Source organism: Ferrovibrio sp., from assembly GCF_025869515.1.
Taxonomy (GTDB): domain Bacteria; phylum Pseudomonadota; class Alphaproteobacteria; order Ferrovibrionales; family Ferrovibrionaceae; genus Ferrovibrio.
The window spans coordinates 50473-65829 of sequence record NZ_JAOZVR010000055.1 but is presented as its reverse complement, the minus strand read 5'-3'; the positions used below and the strand labels follow the sequence as shown (position 1 = coordinate 65829).

Below are 15357 nucleotides of genomic sequence, written 5' to 3'. Positions count from 1 at the left end.
AATGAAGCTGAGGCAGGCGAAAAATCCGGCGGCGGCCAGCACCCAGTCGGATGACGCCGCGGCGATGGATGGCAGATGGACACTGCCGAAGGCCAGGCCGGCGAGCAGCAGCCAGAAGGCGGCGCCCAGCAGCGTGCCGGCGGCCAGCGCCAGCGGCGCGGCATCTTTGGGCCAGGCGCGGGTGCGATAGATGTTGCCCAGCGCCAGCGACACCGGCGCGACGAAAGCGAGCAGCATCCACGGCAGGTCGGCATCGCCGACCGGGCCGGAACGCGGGCCGAGAATCATCAGGATGCCGATCAGGCCAAGGCCGATGCCGGCGGCGCGCATCCAGACCAGCTTTTCCATGCGCAGGCCGAGTGCGATGGCATAGGTCAGCATGGCGGGGAAGGCATAGGCGATGCTGGGCAGGCCGGCACCGATGCGCGCGACCGCCAGGAAGATCAGCACGCTGGGCAGCGCCAGGGTGATCAGGCCGCTGATGGCGTAGAAGCGCAGATGCCGCAAGGACGGCCGCACCCCGTTCAGGCTGGCGAGCAGCAGCAGGAGCAGGCCGCCAACCAGATTCTGCCAGAAGGCAAAACCGATCATCGGAATGCCGCTCTGCGCCGCGATGCGGGCAAAGGGCGGTGCGGCACCGAGCGCGAGGCCGGTGGCGATCAGCAGCAGCAGGGGATAGGAGCGCGACTGGCGCAGGGCGGCGAGCATGTTTTTTGTGATTGCGAGACGAACAGGGAAGCAGCAGGCGATATATCGCATCCGGTCGCCATGTCTACGGTCACAGTCTGCCTGAATCGTCAGCTGAACAGCCAGTTGCGGAAGGCGCGGATCGCCGGGTCGCGCTCGCGGTCTTTCAGATACAGCAGGTAATAGCCGCCGCGCCGTTGCAGCCGGTGATCGGGCAGGGGCTCCACCAGGCGACCGTCGCGCAGTTCCTGGGCCACGAAAAAGTCGGGCACCAGCGCCAGCCCGATCCCGTTCACCGCCGCCTCGATCGACATGAAGAAATGCTCGAACGCCGGCCCGCGCGCGACATGGCCCTTCAGTCCGGCCGCCGCAAACCACTCGGCCCAGCCATCGGGCCGGGTGGAGTGGGTCAGCAGCGTGTGGCGCTTCACATCCTCGACCCGACGCAGCGGCTTGGCCATCAGCAGCGCCGGGCTGGCCACCAGCGCGACGGTTTCCGGGAACAGGAATTCCGCCGCCAGTTCGGCCGGCCAGTCGCCCGAGTCCGATGGCGGTCCGTATTGGATCCCCACATCGACCGGCTCAGCGGCGAAATCCACCGGCCGGTCGGCACTGGTGACATCGACCGAGATATCGGGATTGAGGCGATGGAAATCGGCCAGCCGCGGCATGAACCAGCGCATCGCAAAGGTCGGCAGCATGGTGATCGCCAGGCGATTGGCGGGCCGGGCGCCGCGCATCACCAGTCTGGTGGCGGCCTGCAGGCGCTCGAAGGCCTCGGTCAGCGGCGGCAGATAGGCGGCGCCGGCTTCGGTCAGTTCCAGTCCGCGCGCGCCGCGGCGGAACAGGCTCACACCCAGATCGGCCTCCAGCTGCTTGACCAGCCGGCTGACCGCGCCCTGGGTGACATGCAACTCCTCGGCGGCGCGGGTGAAGCTTAGATGCCGGCCGGCCACGGCGAAGGCGCGCAATGCATTCAGCGAAGGCAGGCTGCCTGCAAACCGGGCCGCCTCACTATGAGAAAAACTCATCATGGCACGAGTTTAAATCGGTTGTCGGGCCAGCACCAGTCGATAATATCCGCTCGCGTTTAAGCCCCCCAGCACGAGGTTACCTCATGAATGCCCTGACCCCGGTCGCGACTGCCGCCAAGGCGATCCGCCCCTTCCATCTCGCCTTCCCGGTGAAGGACATCGCCGTCACGCGCAAATTCTACGGCGAGCTGCTCGGCTGCGCGGAGGGCCGTTCGGCCGAACACTGGGTCGACTTCGATTTCTTCGGTCATCAGCTGGTGGCGCACCTGGCGCCGGAAGAATGCACCATCAAGGCCTATAGCTCGGTCGACGACCATCAGGTGCCGGCGAAGCATTTCGGCGTCATCCTGACCATCCCGGCCTGGAAGGCGCTGGCCGAGAAGCTGATCGCGGTGGGCACCGAATTCATCATCGAGCCCTATGTACGCTTCGAGGGCGAAGTGGGCGAGCAGCACACCATGTTCTTCCTCGATCCCTCGGGCAACGCGCTCGAATTCAAGGCGTTTGCCAACGACTCCGCAATTTTTGCGAAGTAAGGCCTTCAGAACCTGGCGAGCGCTTCGGTCGCGACGCGTTCGCCCCATTCCTGCACGAAATGCCCGGCGTCTGCTAATTCCAGCGGCGCCGGGCAGTTCTTTATCTGCTTGCGCAGATGTTGCATCACCGGCGGACCCAGCACCGGATCGGTCATGCCGATCGCCATCATGGTCGTGCCGGTCCAGTCGTTTTTCCAGAAGTCGCGGGCGCGCTGCGAGGTCGCGGCACCCGGCGCGTCGGGGGCATCCGGCACCAGGTTGGGGAAGCGCCGCACGCCGCCCTTGTAGTCCTGGTCGGGATAGGGCGCTTCATAGGCGGCGGCTTCTTCAGCGCTCAGATGCGGGCAGCTGCGCTGCATCAGCTTGGCCACTGCCATGTCCGGGTTCTTGTTGTTCCAGGCCCGCCAGTCGAGAAACCCTTGCGTCAGCGGCGCATCGCCGGTGCCGAGCGCGGTGTTCATCACCAGCAGGCCGCTGAAACGTTCGGGCATCTTCATCGGGATGGTGAGGCCGAGCAGGCCGCCCCAGTCCTGGCAGACCAGCACGATGTCATGCAGGTCGAGCGCGCGGATCAGCGCGATCAGGCTGTCGCGGTGGAAATCGAAGGTATAGACGCTGTCGTCGCGCGGCTTGTCGGATTTGCCGAAGCCGAACAGGTCGGGCGCCACCACGCGATGGCCCGCCGCGGTGAAGACCGGGATCATCTTGCGGTAGAGATAGCTCCAGGTCGGCTGGCCATGCAGGCAGAGGAAGGTCCTGCCGGCATGCTTGCCCTCGTCGAGGTAATGCATGCGCAGGCCGTTGGCCTGGGTCAGATAGTGGGGCCGGAAGCTGTAGCCGGGCAGATTGTCGAACCGCTCGTCCGGCGTGCGCAGGGCCTCGATCATGGCGTCTCTCTCCCGTTGTTATGGGGAGAGGCTGTCACGACTGGGCCGCCGGGATCAATCCCGACGTAGGCTCAGCGCTTCTTTTTGGCCGCCTTCTTCTTAGCTACAGCCTTTTTGGCCTTCTTCCTGATCCCGGGCGTGACGCCTTCCTTGCCGAAGACGCGGGCGAAGATGGTGTCGACATGCTTGAGGTGGTAGCCGAGGTCGAACAGCGCGGTCAGCTGCGCCGGCTTCAGTTTCGCCGTGACTTCCTTCTCGGCCAGCAGCGCCTGCAGGAAATCGCCGCCCTGCTGCCAGATCTTCAGGGCATGCTTCTGCACCAGGCGATAGCTGTCCTCGCGCGACAGGCCCGCCTGGGTCAGCGCCAGCAGGATGCGCTGCGAATGCACCAGGCCGCCGAAGCGGTCGAGATTCTTCATCATGTTGTCGGGATAGACCACCAGCTTCTCGATCACGCCGGCGAGGCGATGCAGCGCGAAATCGAGATGGATGGTGGCGTCCGGGCCGATGCCGCGCTCGACCGAGGAATGGCTGATGTCGCGTTCATGCCACAGCGCGACATTTTCCAGTGCCGGGATCACCGCCGACCGCACCAGACGAGCGAGACCGGTCAGGTTCTCGGTCAGCACCGGGTTGCGCTTGTGCGGCATCGCCGAGCTGCCCTTCTGGCCGGGCGAGAAGAACTCTTCGGCTTCCATGACTTCGGAGCGCTGCAGATGGCGAATCTCGGTGGCGAGCCGCTCGACCGACGAGGCCACCACGGCGAGATGCGCGAAATAGGCGGCATGGCGGTCGCGCGGGATCACCTGGGTCGAGACGGTCTCGGGCTGCAGGCCGAGCTTCTTCGCCACCCATTCCTCAACAAAAGGATCGACATTGGCGAAGGTGCCCACCGCGCCGGAAATCGCGCAGGTGGCGACTTCCTCGCGCGCGGCGACCAGGCGGCGGCGGGCGCGCTGGAATTCGGCATGGAAGCCGGCGAGCTTCAGCCCGAAGGTGGTCGGCTCGGCATGGATGCCGTGACTGCGGCCGATGGTGGGCAGCAGCTTGAATTCGAAGGCGCGCTCTTTCAGCGCGGCCAGCACGCGGTCGGTGCCGGCAATCAGCAGATCGGCGGCGCGCACCAGCTGCACATTCAGGCAGGTATCCAGCACATCCGACGAGGTCATGCCCTGGTGCACGAAGCGCGCGGCCGGGCCGACATATTCGGCAAGATTGGTCAGGAAGGCGATGACGTCATGCTTGGTCTCGCGCTCGATCGCATCGATGCGGGCGATGTCCCATTTGCCCTTCTTCCACACCTCTTTCGCGGCGGCTTTCGGGATCACGCCGAGCTGGGCCTGGGCATCGCAGGCATGCGCCTCGATCTCGAACCAGATGCGGAAGCGCTGCTCCGGTTCCCAGATGGCGGCCATTTCAGGACGGGTATAGCGCGGGATCATCGAAGCCTCGGATGCGAAAGGGAAAGTCGGCAGACTCGGCCGAACAGGAGAAAGCGCGGCTGGTGTAGCCCCTTCGGCGCGGCCGATCAAGAATGCGCTTTGCCGCAGTTTTATCTTGGCTTATCGGGCGCTATCCGCAGCTGACGCGGGGCTTAAGCCGGCTTAGTGCGGGTCTATTTCCACTTATCGCGGGCTTATGCCGGCTTATGCGAGGCTTATTCCGTTTTATTCGCTTTCTCCTTGTCCAGGCTGCGGTCGGGCACAACCCGAGATGAGTACATATAGGGAACATACGGTCGAAATCAAGAGGACCGCTGGCGCCTCAGGCGATCTCGGAAAAATCGGAACATCGGCGCTGTGCAGCGGGTTCGACATCTGCCTGGCCGCGCGGCTCCGCAGGCAGCCGCCCAGGCGGGTGTTCAACCCATTCGTTCAACCCATTCAAAAGGAGATTTCAATGCGAGCGCGATATCTTGCGATTACGACGGCCATAGCCGGCCTGGCCCTGAGCGGGACCGCCCTGGCGGCCGATGACATGAAGAAGCAGGATGCCAATCCCGCGACCACGCAGTCGAGCCCGACGGTGCCGGGGCCCAATACGGCGGCAACGCCGGGTTCCGCCGCCACCGGCAGCCAGAACGGCCAGAACGGTACGTCGGCCGGTACGTCGGCCGGGACGACGACGGGCACCACCACGACGGGCCCGGCAACGTCCATGACCGCCAGCGTCGATGCCAAGGAACTGCTCGGCTCCGACCTGAAGAATGCCAATGGCGAGACCATCGGCGAGGTCGAGTCGGTCTATGTCGACAAGGACGGCAAGGTGCAGTCGGTCATCGTCGGCGTCGGCGGATTTCTCGGCCTTGGCGAACGCAATGTCTCGGTCGGCTGGAATGCGCTGACCGTCGCCGATGGCGGCGACAGCGTGCGCACCACGCTGACCAAGGACCAGCTCAAGGCGATGCCGGAATACCAGTATTCCGACAAATCCTTCCGCGGCAAGCTGTTCAGCGACAGCGGCGTCTGGACCAACTAGGGACGGCGTATCCGAGAGACCGGCCCCGGCCGGTCAGCGAGCGGGCGGTCCATCCGGGCCGCCCATTTTCGTTTATGCCGGCCAGATCGCGCTTCATGCTTGTCTGTGCCTAGCGCTGTTGCCGCAGCGGGCGCCAGGCATTATTCCGGCACGATGATCTGCACCATCCATGACCTGCGTGACCGGCCCGACCTGCTCGATGCGGTGGCGACCGCCATCTGGGCGACCTTCTGGCAGCATAAGGGCAGTGCGCTTTCCGATCTGCAGGCTGGCTTTCGCAAGCATCTGGTGCCGGGTGATCTGCCCTTCACCCTGGCGGCGGAACGCGATGGCGTTTTCTGCGGAACCGCCTCGCTGATCGCCTGCGACGAACCGGAACGCTCCGACCTCGCGCCCTGGCTGGCGGCGCTGTGGGTGGCGCCGGACCGTCGCAAGGCCGGCCTTGGCGCCGCGCTGGTGGCCGAGATCGAACGCCGCGCCGCCGCGCTCGGCATCGCACGGCTCTATCTCTCGGCACGCCCCGCCGTGCAGGGCTTTTATGAAAAGCGCGGCTGGCAGGTGATCGATACGGAGATCGGCCCGGCGCAGCTCAGCATCCTGGAGCGGGTGGTTAATCCCTGATCGTTTTGCGCCTGCCGGTCAGGTCGGCGTGGTCCAGCTGCCGATACTGGCATAGAGCGTGTCGCGAAGCTGCCGGACATCCCGGTTCAGGTTGCCCAGGTCTGCGAGAGGCTGTCTGGATGCTGCCAGCAGAGCTTCGTTCAGGCAGCCGGCCTCGGACCTGATCGCGCGCCCCCGATCGGTCAGCGCGATGACGACCTGGCGCTCGTTTTCCGGGTTTCGCGTCCGCTGCAGCAGACCGGCGGCTTCCAGCCGCTTCAGCAGGGGCGTCAGGGTGCTCGATTCCAGCGCCAGCTTTTCGGCGATGGCGCCGACGGTCTGCCCGTCCTCGCGCCACAGCACATTGAGCACGAGATACTGCGGATAGGTCAGGCCGAGCCGGTCGAGCAGGGGCTTGTAGACCCGCTGGATGGCCATGCCCGCCGAATAGATGGCGTAGCAGAGCTGATCGTCCAAGGGGGCAGGATTGCTGGGTTTTTTCTCGTTCATGGCAGGCTCCTTCGCCTTTATACCGCTATTATAATCGCAAAAACAGATATCGCGATAAAAATTATGCTTGACGGACATATCGGGATAAGGCTAAACAATAGTTATTGCGATAATAGTTATCGCAATTGCAGAAGGATGAAAGCCATGTCCGCGAAGACCCGTCATATTCTGAGTGCTGCCATCGTCTCGATCGGCATGGCCAGCGCCACTGTCACCGCCATAGGCGCCCATGCCGCCGACCGCATCCCCGACACGCAGGCCGTTAAAAATGTCGTGCTGGTGCACGGCGCCTTCGCCGATGGTTCGGGCTGGCGCGGCGTCTACGACGACCTGACCGCGCGCGGCTACCGCGTCACCATCGTGCAGAATCCGCTGACCTCGCTGGCCGATGATGTCGCCGCCACGCGGCGCGCGCTGGCGCGCCAGAACGGCCCGTCCATCCTGGTCGGTCATTCCTGGGGCGGCACCGTGATCACCGAAGCCGGCATCGATCCGAAGGTCGCCGGCCTGGTCTATGTCTCTGCCCTTTCGCCCGATGCCGGCGAAACCACGGCGCAGCAGTATGAAGGCTTCACCACGCCGCCCGAATTCGTGCTCGACGTGCACAGCGACGGCTATGGCTATGTGAAGCCGCAACAGTTCAAGGCCGGCTTCGCGGCTGATACCAGCGATGCGGATGCCGCCTTCATGCGTGACTCGCAGGTGCCGATCGCCATGTCAGCCTTCGGCACCAAGCTGACGAATGCCGCCTGGCGCACAAAGCCGAGCTGGGCGGTAATCGCCACCGACGACAAGGCCTTCGACCAGAAAATGCTGCAGCACATGGCCAGGCGCATCAACGCGAAGGTGACGGAAGTGCCCGCCAGCCATGCGGTCTTCATGACGCAGCCGAAGGTGGTCGCCGACGTGATCGACCGGGCGGCCAAGGATGCCGTACCCGCCGTGCGTTAAGGGGTGGTGCGCGACGGAAGCACCCTCACCCCAACCCTCTCCCATTTCATGGGAGAGGGGGCGATCTGTGTCCCTCTCCCATGAAATGGGAGAGGGAGGGGCCCGACGCGTGAGCGGCGGGAGGGTGAGGGGCTTTTTGATTGTTGCCCGACAATTCCGTGGATGAAGCCGGATGCTGTGCTGGCTAGGATGGCAAAAAACATCGGAGCCATCCCCCATGCCCACCACCGCAAACCTGCTGGCCTTCGCCGCCGTGTCCTTCGGCATGGTGCTGACGCCCGGCCCGAATATGATCTACCTGATCTCGCGCTCGATCTGCCAGGGCCGCATGGCCGGCATCATCTCGCTCGGCGGCGTGGCGCTCGGCTTCGTTTTCTACATGCTGGCCGCCGCCTTCGGCATCACCGCTTTGCTGCTGGTGGTGCCCTATGCCTACGAGGCCCTGTGCTACGGCGGCGCCGCCTATCTGCTGTTTCTCGCCTGGCAGGCGATCAGGCCCGGCGGCCGTTCGCCGTTTCAGGTGAAACAGCTGCCGCAGGACAGTCCGCGCAAGCTGTTCGTCATGGGGCTGGTCACCAATCTGCTCAATCCCAAGATCGCCATGCTGTATCTGTCGCTGCTGCCGCAGTTTCTCACTCCGGAGCAGGGCAATGTGCTGGGCCAGTCGATCACGCTCGGTTTCATCCAGATCGTCATCAGCGTCAGCGTGAACTGCCTGATCGCGCTGACGGCCGGCAGCATCGCCGGTTTCCTCGCCGGCCGGCCGCTCTGGCTTCTCATGCAGCGCTGGCTGATGGGCACCGTGCTGGCCGGTCTCGCCGTGCGCATGGCGCTGGAGGCGCGGCGCTGACCGTGGCGCATAACCGCGCAGTCACCATACCGTGACGCGGTGAGCGGTCGCAAAATCCGCTACAGCCGCCGCCGGCGGATATGCTAAAAAAATGCAGTCTCTCCGCCTCGATCCGGAGTTCCCATGCATCTTTGTCCTGCTGCATCCGGGCCAGCTTTCCGCGTGTTGTGGATCGTGCCGCTGCTGGCCGCGCTCTGCCTCGACAGCCTGCCGGCGCGGGCAACCGGCGAGAGCGAGCGCTTCCAGGATGCGCTGGCTGCAGACACCGTCGATGTGGAAACCAATGTCCGTGCCGTCATGATCCCGTTTGCCGGCGGGCTGGTGGTGCCGGATACCGGACTCAACTGGGCGATCGAGGCGGCGACAGGCTGCTACGACAAGATCAAGGGTATGCCGCGCTATCACGCCGCGCTCGACATGTGCGTTGCGATCGATATCGCACTCGCGCAGTGGGTGCAGGGCCTGCAGGACCAGCGGCCGGATCTCTACGCGAAACGCATGACGGTCTCTGCCGGGGATTTCGGCAATGCGACGCTCGAGCGGGTCCTTGGCAACCTGCAGCAATCCGGTCTCGGCGCCGATGAAGCCTACAAACGCGCCCAGCAGCTCGGCGGGATCGGCACGCGTGAATTGTGGCAGCAGGTGCAGGCCATCCTCGCAAGAAGCCGGGGCGGCAAGCCGGAGTAAAACGACTCCCAGCCCTTGCCGGGTTTGCCGCTGTCGTTGCGGCATTGGCTGAAAACCGCGTAAACACTGGGCGATTCGTGTTTCTTCCGCTTTCGCAGTAAGATAACGGCATTCTTGCTCCTGTCGAAAGCGAGGTCCCGTGTCGGACCAGTCCATGCCAACCGCCCCGCAGGCTGCCGGGGATCGGTCATCCTTCGCGCGCGCCGCCGCGCCGCCCGCCGCCAACCTGCGCCAGGCCGTCGCCGGCTATCAGGGGCCGCTGCTCCGCCGCTCGCTGTGGCAGATCGCCACCAGCTTCCTGCCCTTCCTCGCGCTCTGCGCGGCGATGTATGTCGGGCTCGCGCTCGGCCTGCCGTTCTGGGCGATCCTGCCGCCGGCGGTGCTGGCCGCCGGTTTCGTCGTGCGCATTTTCATCATCCAGCACGATTGCGGACATGGCTCCTTCTTCCGCTCGCGCCGCGCCAACGAATGGCTGGGCTGGATCTGCAGCCTGTTCACCGCGACGCCGTTTGCCAACTGGCGGCGCCAGCATGCTGGCCATCATGCCGCCTGGAACAACCTGGACCGCCGGGAGGGCGGCGTGGATATGTATTCGAGCTGCCTGACCGTGGCCGAATACCGCGCCATGAGCCGCTTCGGCCGGCTGCGCTATCGCATCCTGTGCCATCCGGTGGTGGCGCTGCTGATCCTGCCGCCGGTGATTTTCCTGCTGCTCTACCGCCTGCCCTTCGACACGCCGCGCGCCTGGCGCGCCGAACGGCTGTCAGTGCATCTCACCAACCTGGCGCTGCTGGCGCTGGTGCTCGGCCTGGGCTTCACGCTCGGCTTCCGCGCCATGCTGCTGGTGCAGCTGCCGGTGATGGTGATCGCCGCCACCATCGGCGTCTGGCTGTTTTCGGTGCAGCACCGTTTCGAGACCACGCTGTGGACGCGACAGACCGACTGGCGTGCGGTGACGGCGGCGCTGGAGGGCAGTTCATATCTGCGGCTGCCGCGCCTGCTGCAATGGTTCACCGGCAATATCGGCTATCACCATGTGCATCACCTGAACGCGCAGGTGCCGAATTACCGGCTGCAGGCCTGCCATGAGGCGCTGCCGGAACTGCAGCAGATGCCGGGCCTCAGCCTGTGGCAGGCGCTGCGCGGCGCCCGCCTGGCGCTGTGGGATGAAGAGGCCGGCCGCATGGTCGGCTTCCGCCAGGTCATGATGCGGGGCTGAAGTTCTAGCCCTTGCCCTCGTCGCCGAGGCGACCGTAGCGCTTTTCTTTCGGCTTCAGGGTCGGGCGCAGCGGCGCGCCCTGGACATGCTCCTGCGGATCGCACAGGCCTTCGGGCAGTGCGCGGTCATTGACGAAATCGTCGTGATGCTCGGCATTGAACTGGTCGTTGCCATAGGTGCCGCGGCCGTATGGCTGCTGTGCCGGCGCAGCCTTCACCAGCGGTTCGGTATGCGCGGACCCGGTGCCGCGGCCATGATCGCCGGGTTCCAGTGTATATTGCTGCGCCGGAAAGATTCGTTGGGTGATGCGCGGCTTGTCCTTGTTCGGCGGATCGCCCACGGGCGTTTTGTCTTCGGGATTTTTCGGTTTCGGCTGTTCGGCCATGACGGGTCCTCCTGGTGTAGGAGAAACCCGCCGCAGCGGTTCAGGTTCCGCGCTTGAAGCCCGTCCAGCGTGTCAGCGCCAGGATGGCGCCGCCGGCAATCAGGCCCCAGAAGGCGCCGCCGATACCGAACAGGGTCAGGCCGCTGGCCGCGACGATGAAGGTGATGGCGGCGGCCTCGCGGCTCTGCGGGTCAGACAGGGCTGTTACCAGCGCATTGGCGAAGGCGCCGAGCAAAGCGAGGCCGGCGACGGCCTGGATCAGCACCGGCGGCGCGGCGCTGAACACCGCGGTGGCGGCGCCCGCCAGCAGGCCGAAGACGATATAGCCCAGCCCGGCGACCACGGCGGCGATCCAGCGCCGCGCCGGATCGGGATGCGCTTCGGGTCCGGCGCAGATCGCGGCGGTGATGGCGGCGAGATTGACCGCATGGCCGCCGAAGGGCGCGCCGAGCAGGCTGAAGATTCCCGTAGTGCGGAACAGCGGCGCCGGATCGGGGCGGTAGCCATTGGCCTGCAGCACGGCGATGCCGGGGATGTTCTGCGAGGCCATGGTGACGATGAACAGCGGCAGCGCGATGCCGAGCAGGGCGCCGGGCGAGAAGACCGGCAGCACCGGAACCGGCTGCGGCCAGAGTGCGCCGAGCGCCAGGCCCTGCAGCTCGCCGCCGGCGAGGATGAAGCCGAAGGTGACCAGCACGGCGGCCGGCATCGCCCAGAGCCGCTTCCACTTCGCCACCAGGGCCCAGACGATCAAGATGCTGAGTCCCGCCACCGGCAGCGCCGCCACCGCCTTCACCGGCGCCAGGCACAGGCCGAGCAGGATGCCGGCCAGCATGGCATTGGCCAGCGCCGGCGGAATCGCGGCGACCGCGCGGCCGAGCGGTTTCCACAGGCCGGCCAGTGTCAGCAGCAGGCCGCAGAGGATGAAGGCGCCGACCGCGCCGGCAAAGCCGCCGGCGATCTCATGTCCGGCGGAGGCCGCGAGCAGCGCGCCGCCCGGCGTCGACCAGGCGATGCTGATCGGCATGCGGGTCTTCAGGCTGAGGATGATGGCGCAGAGCCCCATGGCGATGCTGAGCGCCATCAGGCCGGAGGCGGCCTGCGCCTGGCTGGCGCCGACGGCAATGAGTCCCTGCAGGATCACCGCGAAAGACGAGGCGAAACCGACGAAGGCCGACAGCAGGCCGGCGGCCACGGCCGGCGTTATCGGGGCCGGCGTGGGGGAGGCGGACGGAACGGGGGAGGCGGAGATGGAGGACATGGCCGGATATTATGCGCGGCTCTGCCGCAAACTCTACCATCATGGCCGGCCTTGTGCCGGCCATCCATTCCTTTCAACACCACAAAGATCGTCACCCTCGGCCTTGCGCCGAGGGTCCATCTGTCGCCACTGCAAGGTCGATTTCAGGCCAGTGTGTCGTACAGGTCGCGCCAGTCCGGATTGGCAGCATGAATCATCTGCAGCTTTCGATTGCGAGACCAGTGCTTGATGCTTTTTTCACGCTGGATCGCAATGCGGATATCCTCGTGCCGCTCGACGTAAACCAGATGTTTGAGGCCGTATGTCTTTGTGAAGCCGGCAACCACACCTTCGCGATGTTCCCAGGCGCGGCGCGCGATATCGGATGTCACGCCGACATACAGCGTGCCGTTCGGCCTGTTTGTGACAATGTAGACCCACCCTCCGGCCATGGCGTAACGCTGGCATGGGATGGATGCCCGGGCATGACGGTGGTGTGATAGCGTCAGACTCGCCGTCTACTGCGACAGCAGGCGGCTCGACCAGTGGACGCCGAAGGGCGTGGCCGGATGCGGGTCCGGCAGCGGCTCGGGCTGCAGGCGGGTCAGCGTCAGCCGCAGGCCGTCTTCCAGCGGCGTGGTGGCAGCGACGCGCAGATGCCGGATCGCCGCGGCGGGATCGCCGAGCAGGCGGCGGATATCGCCGTCGCGGGCCGGCACCATGCGCAACTGCGGCTGGCGGCCGCAAAGCCGGGCGATCAGCGTGGCGAGATCGCGAAAGCGCGTCGGCTGCCCGGTGCAGACATTGAAAATGCCGGCGGCGGCCGGCCGGCGGTCGCGCTGGCGTTCCAGCTGCCGGTCCATCGCCGCGGTCAGATGCGCCACCGCGTCGGCGACGAAAATGAAATCGCGCACCTGTTCGCCGTCGCCGTCCAGCGTCATCGGCTGGCCGGCCAGCGCGCAGGTGGTGAAGGTGCGGATGATGCCGGCGCCGGGCGAGCCGGTATCCTGGCGCGGCCCGTAGACGTCGAAGAAGCGCAGGGCGGCGGTCGGCACGCCATGCGTCATGGCGGCGATGCGGCCATGCAGCTCGCAGCCGAGCTTGTCGGCGGCCAGAGAATCAAGCGGCTTGGTGGCCGACATTTCCGACTGCCGCGGATCGCTGCTGTCGCCATAGACCGCCGCCGAAGAGGCATAGACCACGGGCACCGAACGGGCCCGCGCCGCCGCGAAGACGGTCAGCGTGCCGACGTGGTTGGTGCGGTGGGCGGCCAGCCAGTCATCTTCGCTGTCGCAGGCGGCCAGGTGGAAGCAGCCCATGACGCCGGTCATCGCCATCGCCGTCAGGGCCGGATCGGCGACATCGCCGAGGATCAGTTCGGCCTCGGGCGCCAGATTCTGGGTGCGGCCGCTGGACAGGTCGTCGAGCACCCGCACGCGGTGGCCCTGGCGCAGCAGCTGGTCGACAAGATGCGAGCCGATGAAACCGCAGCCGCCGGTGACGAGGAATTTGGCCATAAGGCACCGCCCTGGAATGCGCCATACTGAAACCTGTCAGAAAAAAACGCCTGACGGGGCGGGCAGTTCCAGACCGCGGCGGGCGGGCATATAGACCGGAAAACCGGTCATCGTATACGATCCGGCCTGAGGATTGTCCGGCCGATTCGACGGCCGGCGGAGCAAGGAATGGCACAGCCGGCCGTTAAACTGGAACGCGGCAAGCCCGAACGCGGCAAGGCGGGGACCGGCCGCAAGATCACCGCGGCCGAGGCGATGGCGGTGCCGCGCCTGCCCAAAGCCGGCAAGGCGAGCAAGGCCACCATCGACGACGCCACCATCTACGACAGCGTCTACACCGCCATCGTCGACCACATCATCATGCCGGGCACCAAGCTGCCCGAGGATGTGCTGGCCCGCGCCTTCGGCGTCAGCCGCACGCGCATCCGCAAGGTGCTGCTGGCGCTGGCGCATGAGAATCTCAACCTGGTAACGCTGCAGCACAATCGCGGCGCCACGGTGACCAAGCCGGGCGTGCAGGAGGCGCGCGAGGTCTTCGCCGCCCGCCGCGTGGTCGAGACCGGCATCGCCGCCGCGCTGGCGCGCCGCATCACGCCGGCGCAGATCGCCAGCCTGCGCCGCTTCGTGGCGCAGGAGCATGAGGCGGAAAAAACGCGCGACCGGCGCAGCGCCATCCGGCTGTCCGGCGAATTCCACATCGAACTCGCCAGGCTGATGCAGAACGAACCGCTCAGCGTGTTCCTGCGCGCGCTGATCTCGCGCACCTCGCTGATCCTGGCGATCTACGAGATGCCGGGTCATGCCATGTGCAGCCACGAGGAGCATGGCATCCTGCTCGACCGCCTGGCCGCGCATGATGCCGATGGCGCCGTGCGCTACATGGAAGAGCATCTGCAGCGGCTGGAGGACGGGCTCGATCTCAATGCCGGCAAGCGCCGTCCGGTCGACCTGCAGGATGTGTTCGCCCGGCTGGCCGGCAACGCGAGGAAATAGCGGCCGGGCCATCGCACCCGGCCGCTCTGCCGGTTACGCGTTGAGGCCGCCATCCACCGTGATCTGGGCGCCGGTGATGTAGCTGGCGCCCGGGCCGGCAAGGAACACCACCGTATCGGCGATCTCCGAGGTTTTGCCGTAACGGCCGAGCGCGGTCATTGCCGTCATGGCAGGGGCATGCTCGCCATCGGCCGGGTTCATGTCGGTATCGATCGGGCCGGGCTGCACGACATTCACCGTGATGCCGCGCGGGCCGAGGTCGCGGGCCAGACCGCGCGTCATGCCGGTCATCGCCGCCTTGCTCATGGAATAGAGCGTGACGCCGGGGAAACCCACTTTCTCGCCCAGGCAGGAGCTGATGGTGACGATGCGGCCGCCCTCGGTCATCAGCGGCGCGGCGGCGAGCGCGGCCACATAGGGCGCGCGGGTATTGATCGCCAGCATGCGCTCGATGTTCTCCAGCGAGTCGTCGCCATAGGCGACGCCGGCATTGTTGACCAGGATATCGAGGCGGCCGAAGGTCTTCGCCGTCCGCGCCACCGCATCCTGCACGGCTTTCGGGTCGGCGCTGTCGGCCCGGATGGCGATGGCTTTGCCGCCGATGTCCTTCACGACAGCTTCGGCCTTGTCGGGCGAACTGCTGTAGGTGATCGCCACATCGGCGCCGGCGGCGGCCAGGGCTTTCGCGATGGCGGCGCCGATGCCGCGGCTGGCGCCGGTGACGAGGGCGGCCTTGCCTTGCAACGGGGTCGTGCTCATGGGAAGTCTCCTTATTTGTAGTGA

General features: G+C 66.1%; 18 protein-coding genes. 8 read left to right on the top strand and 10 right to left on the bottom strand.

Annotated elements, in window-relative coordinates:
• Nucleotides 1-708: EamA family transporter (locus OJJ21_RS09800; protein ID WP_297685650.1), on the bottom strand; the 708-nt coding region annotated here is incomplete at its 3' end.
• 89 nt (nucleotides 709-797) lie between these two features.
• On the bottom strand, nucleotides 798-1721 hold the full coding sequence (gcvA, locus tag OJJ21_RS09795) for a transcriptional regulator GcvA (protein WP_297685648.1): 924 nt from the start codon (nucleotides 1719-1721) through the stop codon (nucleotides 798-800).
• A gap of 83 nt (nucleotides 1722-1804) precedes the next feature.
• Between gcvA and OJJ21_RS09790 the strand changes: the two genes are divergently transcribed.
• Nucleotides 1805-2257 carry a VOC family protein gene (locus OJJ21_RS09790; protein ID WP_297685646.1) on the top strand — a complete coding sequence of 151 codons (453 nt, stop codon included), beginning with the start codon at nucleotides 1805-1807 and terminating at the stop codon, nucleotides 2255-2257.
• Between the two features lie 5 nt (nucleotides 2258-2262).
• Here OJJ21_RS09790 and OJJ21_RS09785 read toward each other — a convergent pair whose 3' ends face one another.
• Nucleotides 2263-3144 carry a haloalkane dehalogenase gene (locus OJJ21_RS09785; protein ID WP_297685644.1) on the bottom strand — a complete coding sequence of 294 codons (882 nt, stop codon included), beginning with the start codon at nucleotides 3142-3144 and terminating at the stop codon, nucleotides 2263-2265.
• Nucleotides 3145-3215: 71 nt separating this feature from the next.
• Nucleotides 3216-4586, bottom strand: a complete 1371-nt coding sequence (gene purB, locus OJJ21_RS09780; protein ID WP_297685642.1) for an adenylosuccinate lyase — start codon at nucleotides 4584-4586, stop codon at nucleotides 3216-3218.
• A 457-nt stretch (nucleotides 4587-5043) separates the two neighbouring features.
• Between purB and OJJ21_RS09775 the strand changes: the two genes are divergently transcribed.
• Nucleotides 5044-5622, top strand: a complete 579-nt coding sequence (locus OJJ21_RS09775; protein WP_297685640.1) for a PRC-barrel domain-containing protein — start codon at nucleotides 5044-5046, stop codon at nucleotides 5620-5622.
• 105 nt (nucleotides 5623-5727) lie between these two features.
• On the top strand, nucleotides 5728-6243 hold the full coding sequence (locus OJJ21_RS09770) for a GNAT family N-acetyltransferase (protein ID WP_297685638.1): 516 nt from the start codon (nucleotides 5728-5730) through the stop codon (nucleotides 6241-6243).
• A gap of 18 nt (nucleotides 6244-6261) precedes the next feature.
• On the opposite strand, the gene OJJ21_RS09765 is transcribed toward OJJ21_RS09770, so the two are convergent.
• On the bottom strand, nucleotides 6262-6732 hold the full coding sequence (locus OJJ21_RS09765) for a MarR family transcriptional regulator (protein WP_297685636.1): 471 nt from the start codon (nucleotides 6730-6732) through the stop codon (nucleotides 6262-6264).
• Nucleotides 6733-6876: 144 nt separating this feature from the next.
• Between OJJ21_RS09765 and OJJ21_RS09760 the strand changes: the two genes are divergently transcribed.
• The 4 genes from OJJ21_RS09760 (at nucleotide 6877) to OJJ21_RS09745 (ending at nucleotide 10439) form a co-directional block, all read left to right on the top strand.
• Nucleotides 6877-7683, top strand: a complete 807-nt coding sequence (locus OJJ21_RS09760) for an alpha/beta hydrolase (RefSeq protein ID WP_297685635.1) — start codon at nucleotides 6877-6879, stop codon at nucleotides 7681-7683.
• 217 nt (nucleotides 7684-7900) lie between these two features.
• Nucleotides 7901-8533 (top strand): LysE family translocator, encoded by a 633-nt coding sequence (locus tag OJJ21_RS09755; protein ID WP_297685633.1) that lies wholly within the window; start codon nucleotides 7901-7903, stop codon nucleotides 8531-8533.
• Nucleotides 8534-8656: 123 nt separating this feature from the next.
• A complete protein-coding gene (locus tag OJJ21_RS09750; protein WP_297685631.1) occupies nucleotides 8657-9220 on the top strand; it encodes a hypothetical protein in 564 nt (187 codons plus the stop codon).
• Between the two features lie 154 nt (nucleotides 9221-9374).
• Nucleotides 9375-10439, top strand: a complete 1065-nt coding sequence (locus OJJ21_RS09745) for a fatty acid desaturase (RefSeq protein WP_297685629.1) — start codon at nucleotides 9375-9377, stop codon at nucleotides 10437-10439.
• Nucleotides 10440-10443: 4 nt separating this feature from the next.
• Here OJJ21_RS09745 and OJJ21_RS09740 read toward each other — a convergent pair whose 3' ends face one another.
• The 4 genes from OJJ21_RS09740 to OJJ21_RS09725 form a co-directional block, all read right to left on the bottom strand.
• The gene (locus OJJ21_RS09740) at nucleotides 10444-10824 is read right to left on the bottom strand and encodes a hypothetical protein (protein ID WP_297685627.1); all 381 of its coding nucleotides are present in this window, start codon (nucleotides 10822-10824) and stop codon (nucleotides 10444-10446) included.
• 40 nt (nucleotides 10825-10864) lie between these two features.
• Nucleotides 10865-12085: a benzoate/H(+) symporter BenE family transporter gene (locus OJJ21_RS09735; protein WP_297685625.1), complete on the bottom strand. Its 1221-nt coding sequence runs from the start codon at nucleotides 12083-12085 to the stop codon at nucleotides 10865-10867.
• Nucleotides 12086-12228: 143 nt separating this feature from the next.
• Nucleotides 12229-12516 carry a GIY-YIG nuclease family protein gene (locus OJJ21_RS09730; RefSeq protein ID WP_297685623.1) on the bottom strand — a complete coding sequence of 96 codons (288 nt, stop codon included), beginning with the start codon at nucleotides 12514-12516 and terminating at the stop codon, nucleotides 12229-12231.
• A 66-nt stretch (nucleotides 12517-12582) separates the two neighbouring features.
• A complete protein-coding gene (locus OJJ21_RS09725; RefSeq protein WP_297685621.1) occupies nucleotides 12583-13581 on the bottom strand; it encodes an NAD-dependent epimerase/dehydratase family protein in 999 nt (332 codons plus the stop codon).
• Nucleotides 13582-13749: 168 nt separating this feature from the next.
• Between OJJ21_RS09725 and OJJ21_RS09720 the strand changes: the two genes are divergently transcribed.
• Nucleotides 13750-14574: a GntR family transcriptional regulator gene (locus OJJ21_RS09720; protein WP_297685618.1), complete on the top strand. Its 825-nt coding sequence runs from the start codon at nucleotides 13750-13752 to the stop codon at nucleotides 14572-14574.
• Nucleotides 14575-14607: 33 nt separating this feature from the next.
• Here the strand turns inward: OJJ21_RS09720 and OJJ21_RS09715 are convergent, their stop codons facing one another.
• On the bottom strand, nucleotides 14608-15318 hold the full coding sequence (locus tag OJJ21_RS09715) for an SDR family oxidoreductase (protein WP_297685654.1): 711 nt from the start codon (nucleotides 15316-15318) through the stop codon (nucleotides 14608-14610).
• Nucleotides 15319-15357 lie beyond the last annotated feature (39 nt).

What these genes read in the sequence shown, in the direction of transcription:
- OJJ21_RS09760 (WP_297685635.1), top strand. Translation starts at nt 6,877, where the DNA reads ATGTCCGCGAAGACCCGTCATATTCTGAGTGCTGCCATCGTCTCGATC.
- OJJ21_RS09755 (WP_297685633.1), top strand. Translation starts at nt 7,901, where the DNA reads ATGCCCACCACCGCAAACCTGCTGGCCTTCGCCGCCGTGTCCTTCGGC.
- OJJ21_RS09790 (WP_297685646.1), top strand. Translation starts at nt 1,805, where the DNA reads ATGAATGCCCTGACCCCGGTCGCGACTGCCGCCAAGGCGATCCGCCCC.
- purB (WP_297685642.1), bottom strand. Translation starts at nt 4,586, where the DNA reads ATGATCCCGCGCTATACCCGTCCTGAAATGGCCGCCATCTGGGAACCG.
- OJJ21_RS09765 (WP_297685636.1), bottom strand. Translation starts at nt 6,732, where the DNA reads ATGAACGAGAAAAAACCCAGCAATCCTGCCCCCTTGGACGATCAGCTC.
- OJJ21_RS09745 (WP_297685629.1), top strand. Translation starts at nt 9,375, where the DNA reads ATGCCAACCGCCCCGCAGGCTGCCGGGGATCGGTCATCCTTCGCGCGC.
- OJJ21_RS09750 (WP_297685631.1), top strand. Translation starts at nt 8,657, where the DNA reads ATGCATCTTTGTCCTGCTGCATCCGGGCCAGCTTTCCGCGTGTTGTGG.
- OJJ21_RS09775 (WP_297685640.1), top strand. Translation starts at nt 5,044, where the DNA reads ATGCGAGCGCGATATCTTGCGATTACGACGGCCATAGCCGGCCTGGCC.
- gcvA (WP_297685648.1), bottom strand. Translation starts at nt 1,721, where the DNA reads ATGATGAGTTTTTCTCATAGTGAGGCGGCCCGGTTTGCAGGCAGCCTG.
- OJJ21_RS09725 (WP_297685621.1), bottom strand. Translation starts at nt 13,581, where the DNA reads ATGGCCAAATTCCTCGTCACCGGCGGCTGCGGTTTCATCGGCTCGCAT.
- OJJ21_RS09735 (WP_297685625.1), bottom strand. Translation starts at nt 12,085, where the DNA reads ATGTCCTCCATCTCCGCCTCCCCCGTTCCGTCCGCCTCCCCCACGCCG.
- OJJ21_RS09785 (WP_297685644.1), bottom strand. Translation starts at nt 3,144, where the DNA reads ATGATCGAGGCCCTGCGCACGCCGGACGAGCGGTTCGACAATCTGCCC.
- OJJ21_RS09720 (WP_297685618.1), top strand. Translation starts at nt 13,750, where the DNA reads ATGGCACAGCCGGCCGTTAAACTGGAACGCGGCAAGCCCGAACGCGGC.
- OJJ21_RS09730 (WP_297685623.1), bottom strand. Translation starts at nt 12,516, where the DNA reads ATGGCCGGAGGGTGGGTCTACATTGTCACAAACAGGCCGAACGGCACG.
- OJJ21_RS09740 (WP_297685627.1), bottom strand. Translation starts at nt 10,824, where the DNA reads ATGGCCGAACAGCCGAAACCGAAAAATCCCGAAGACAAAACGCCCGTG.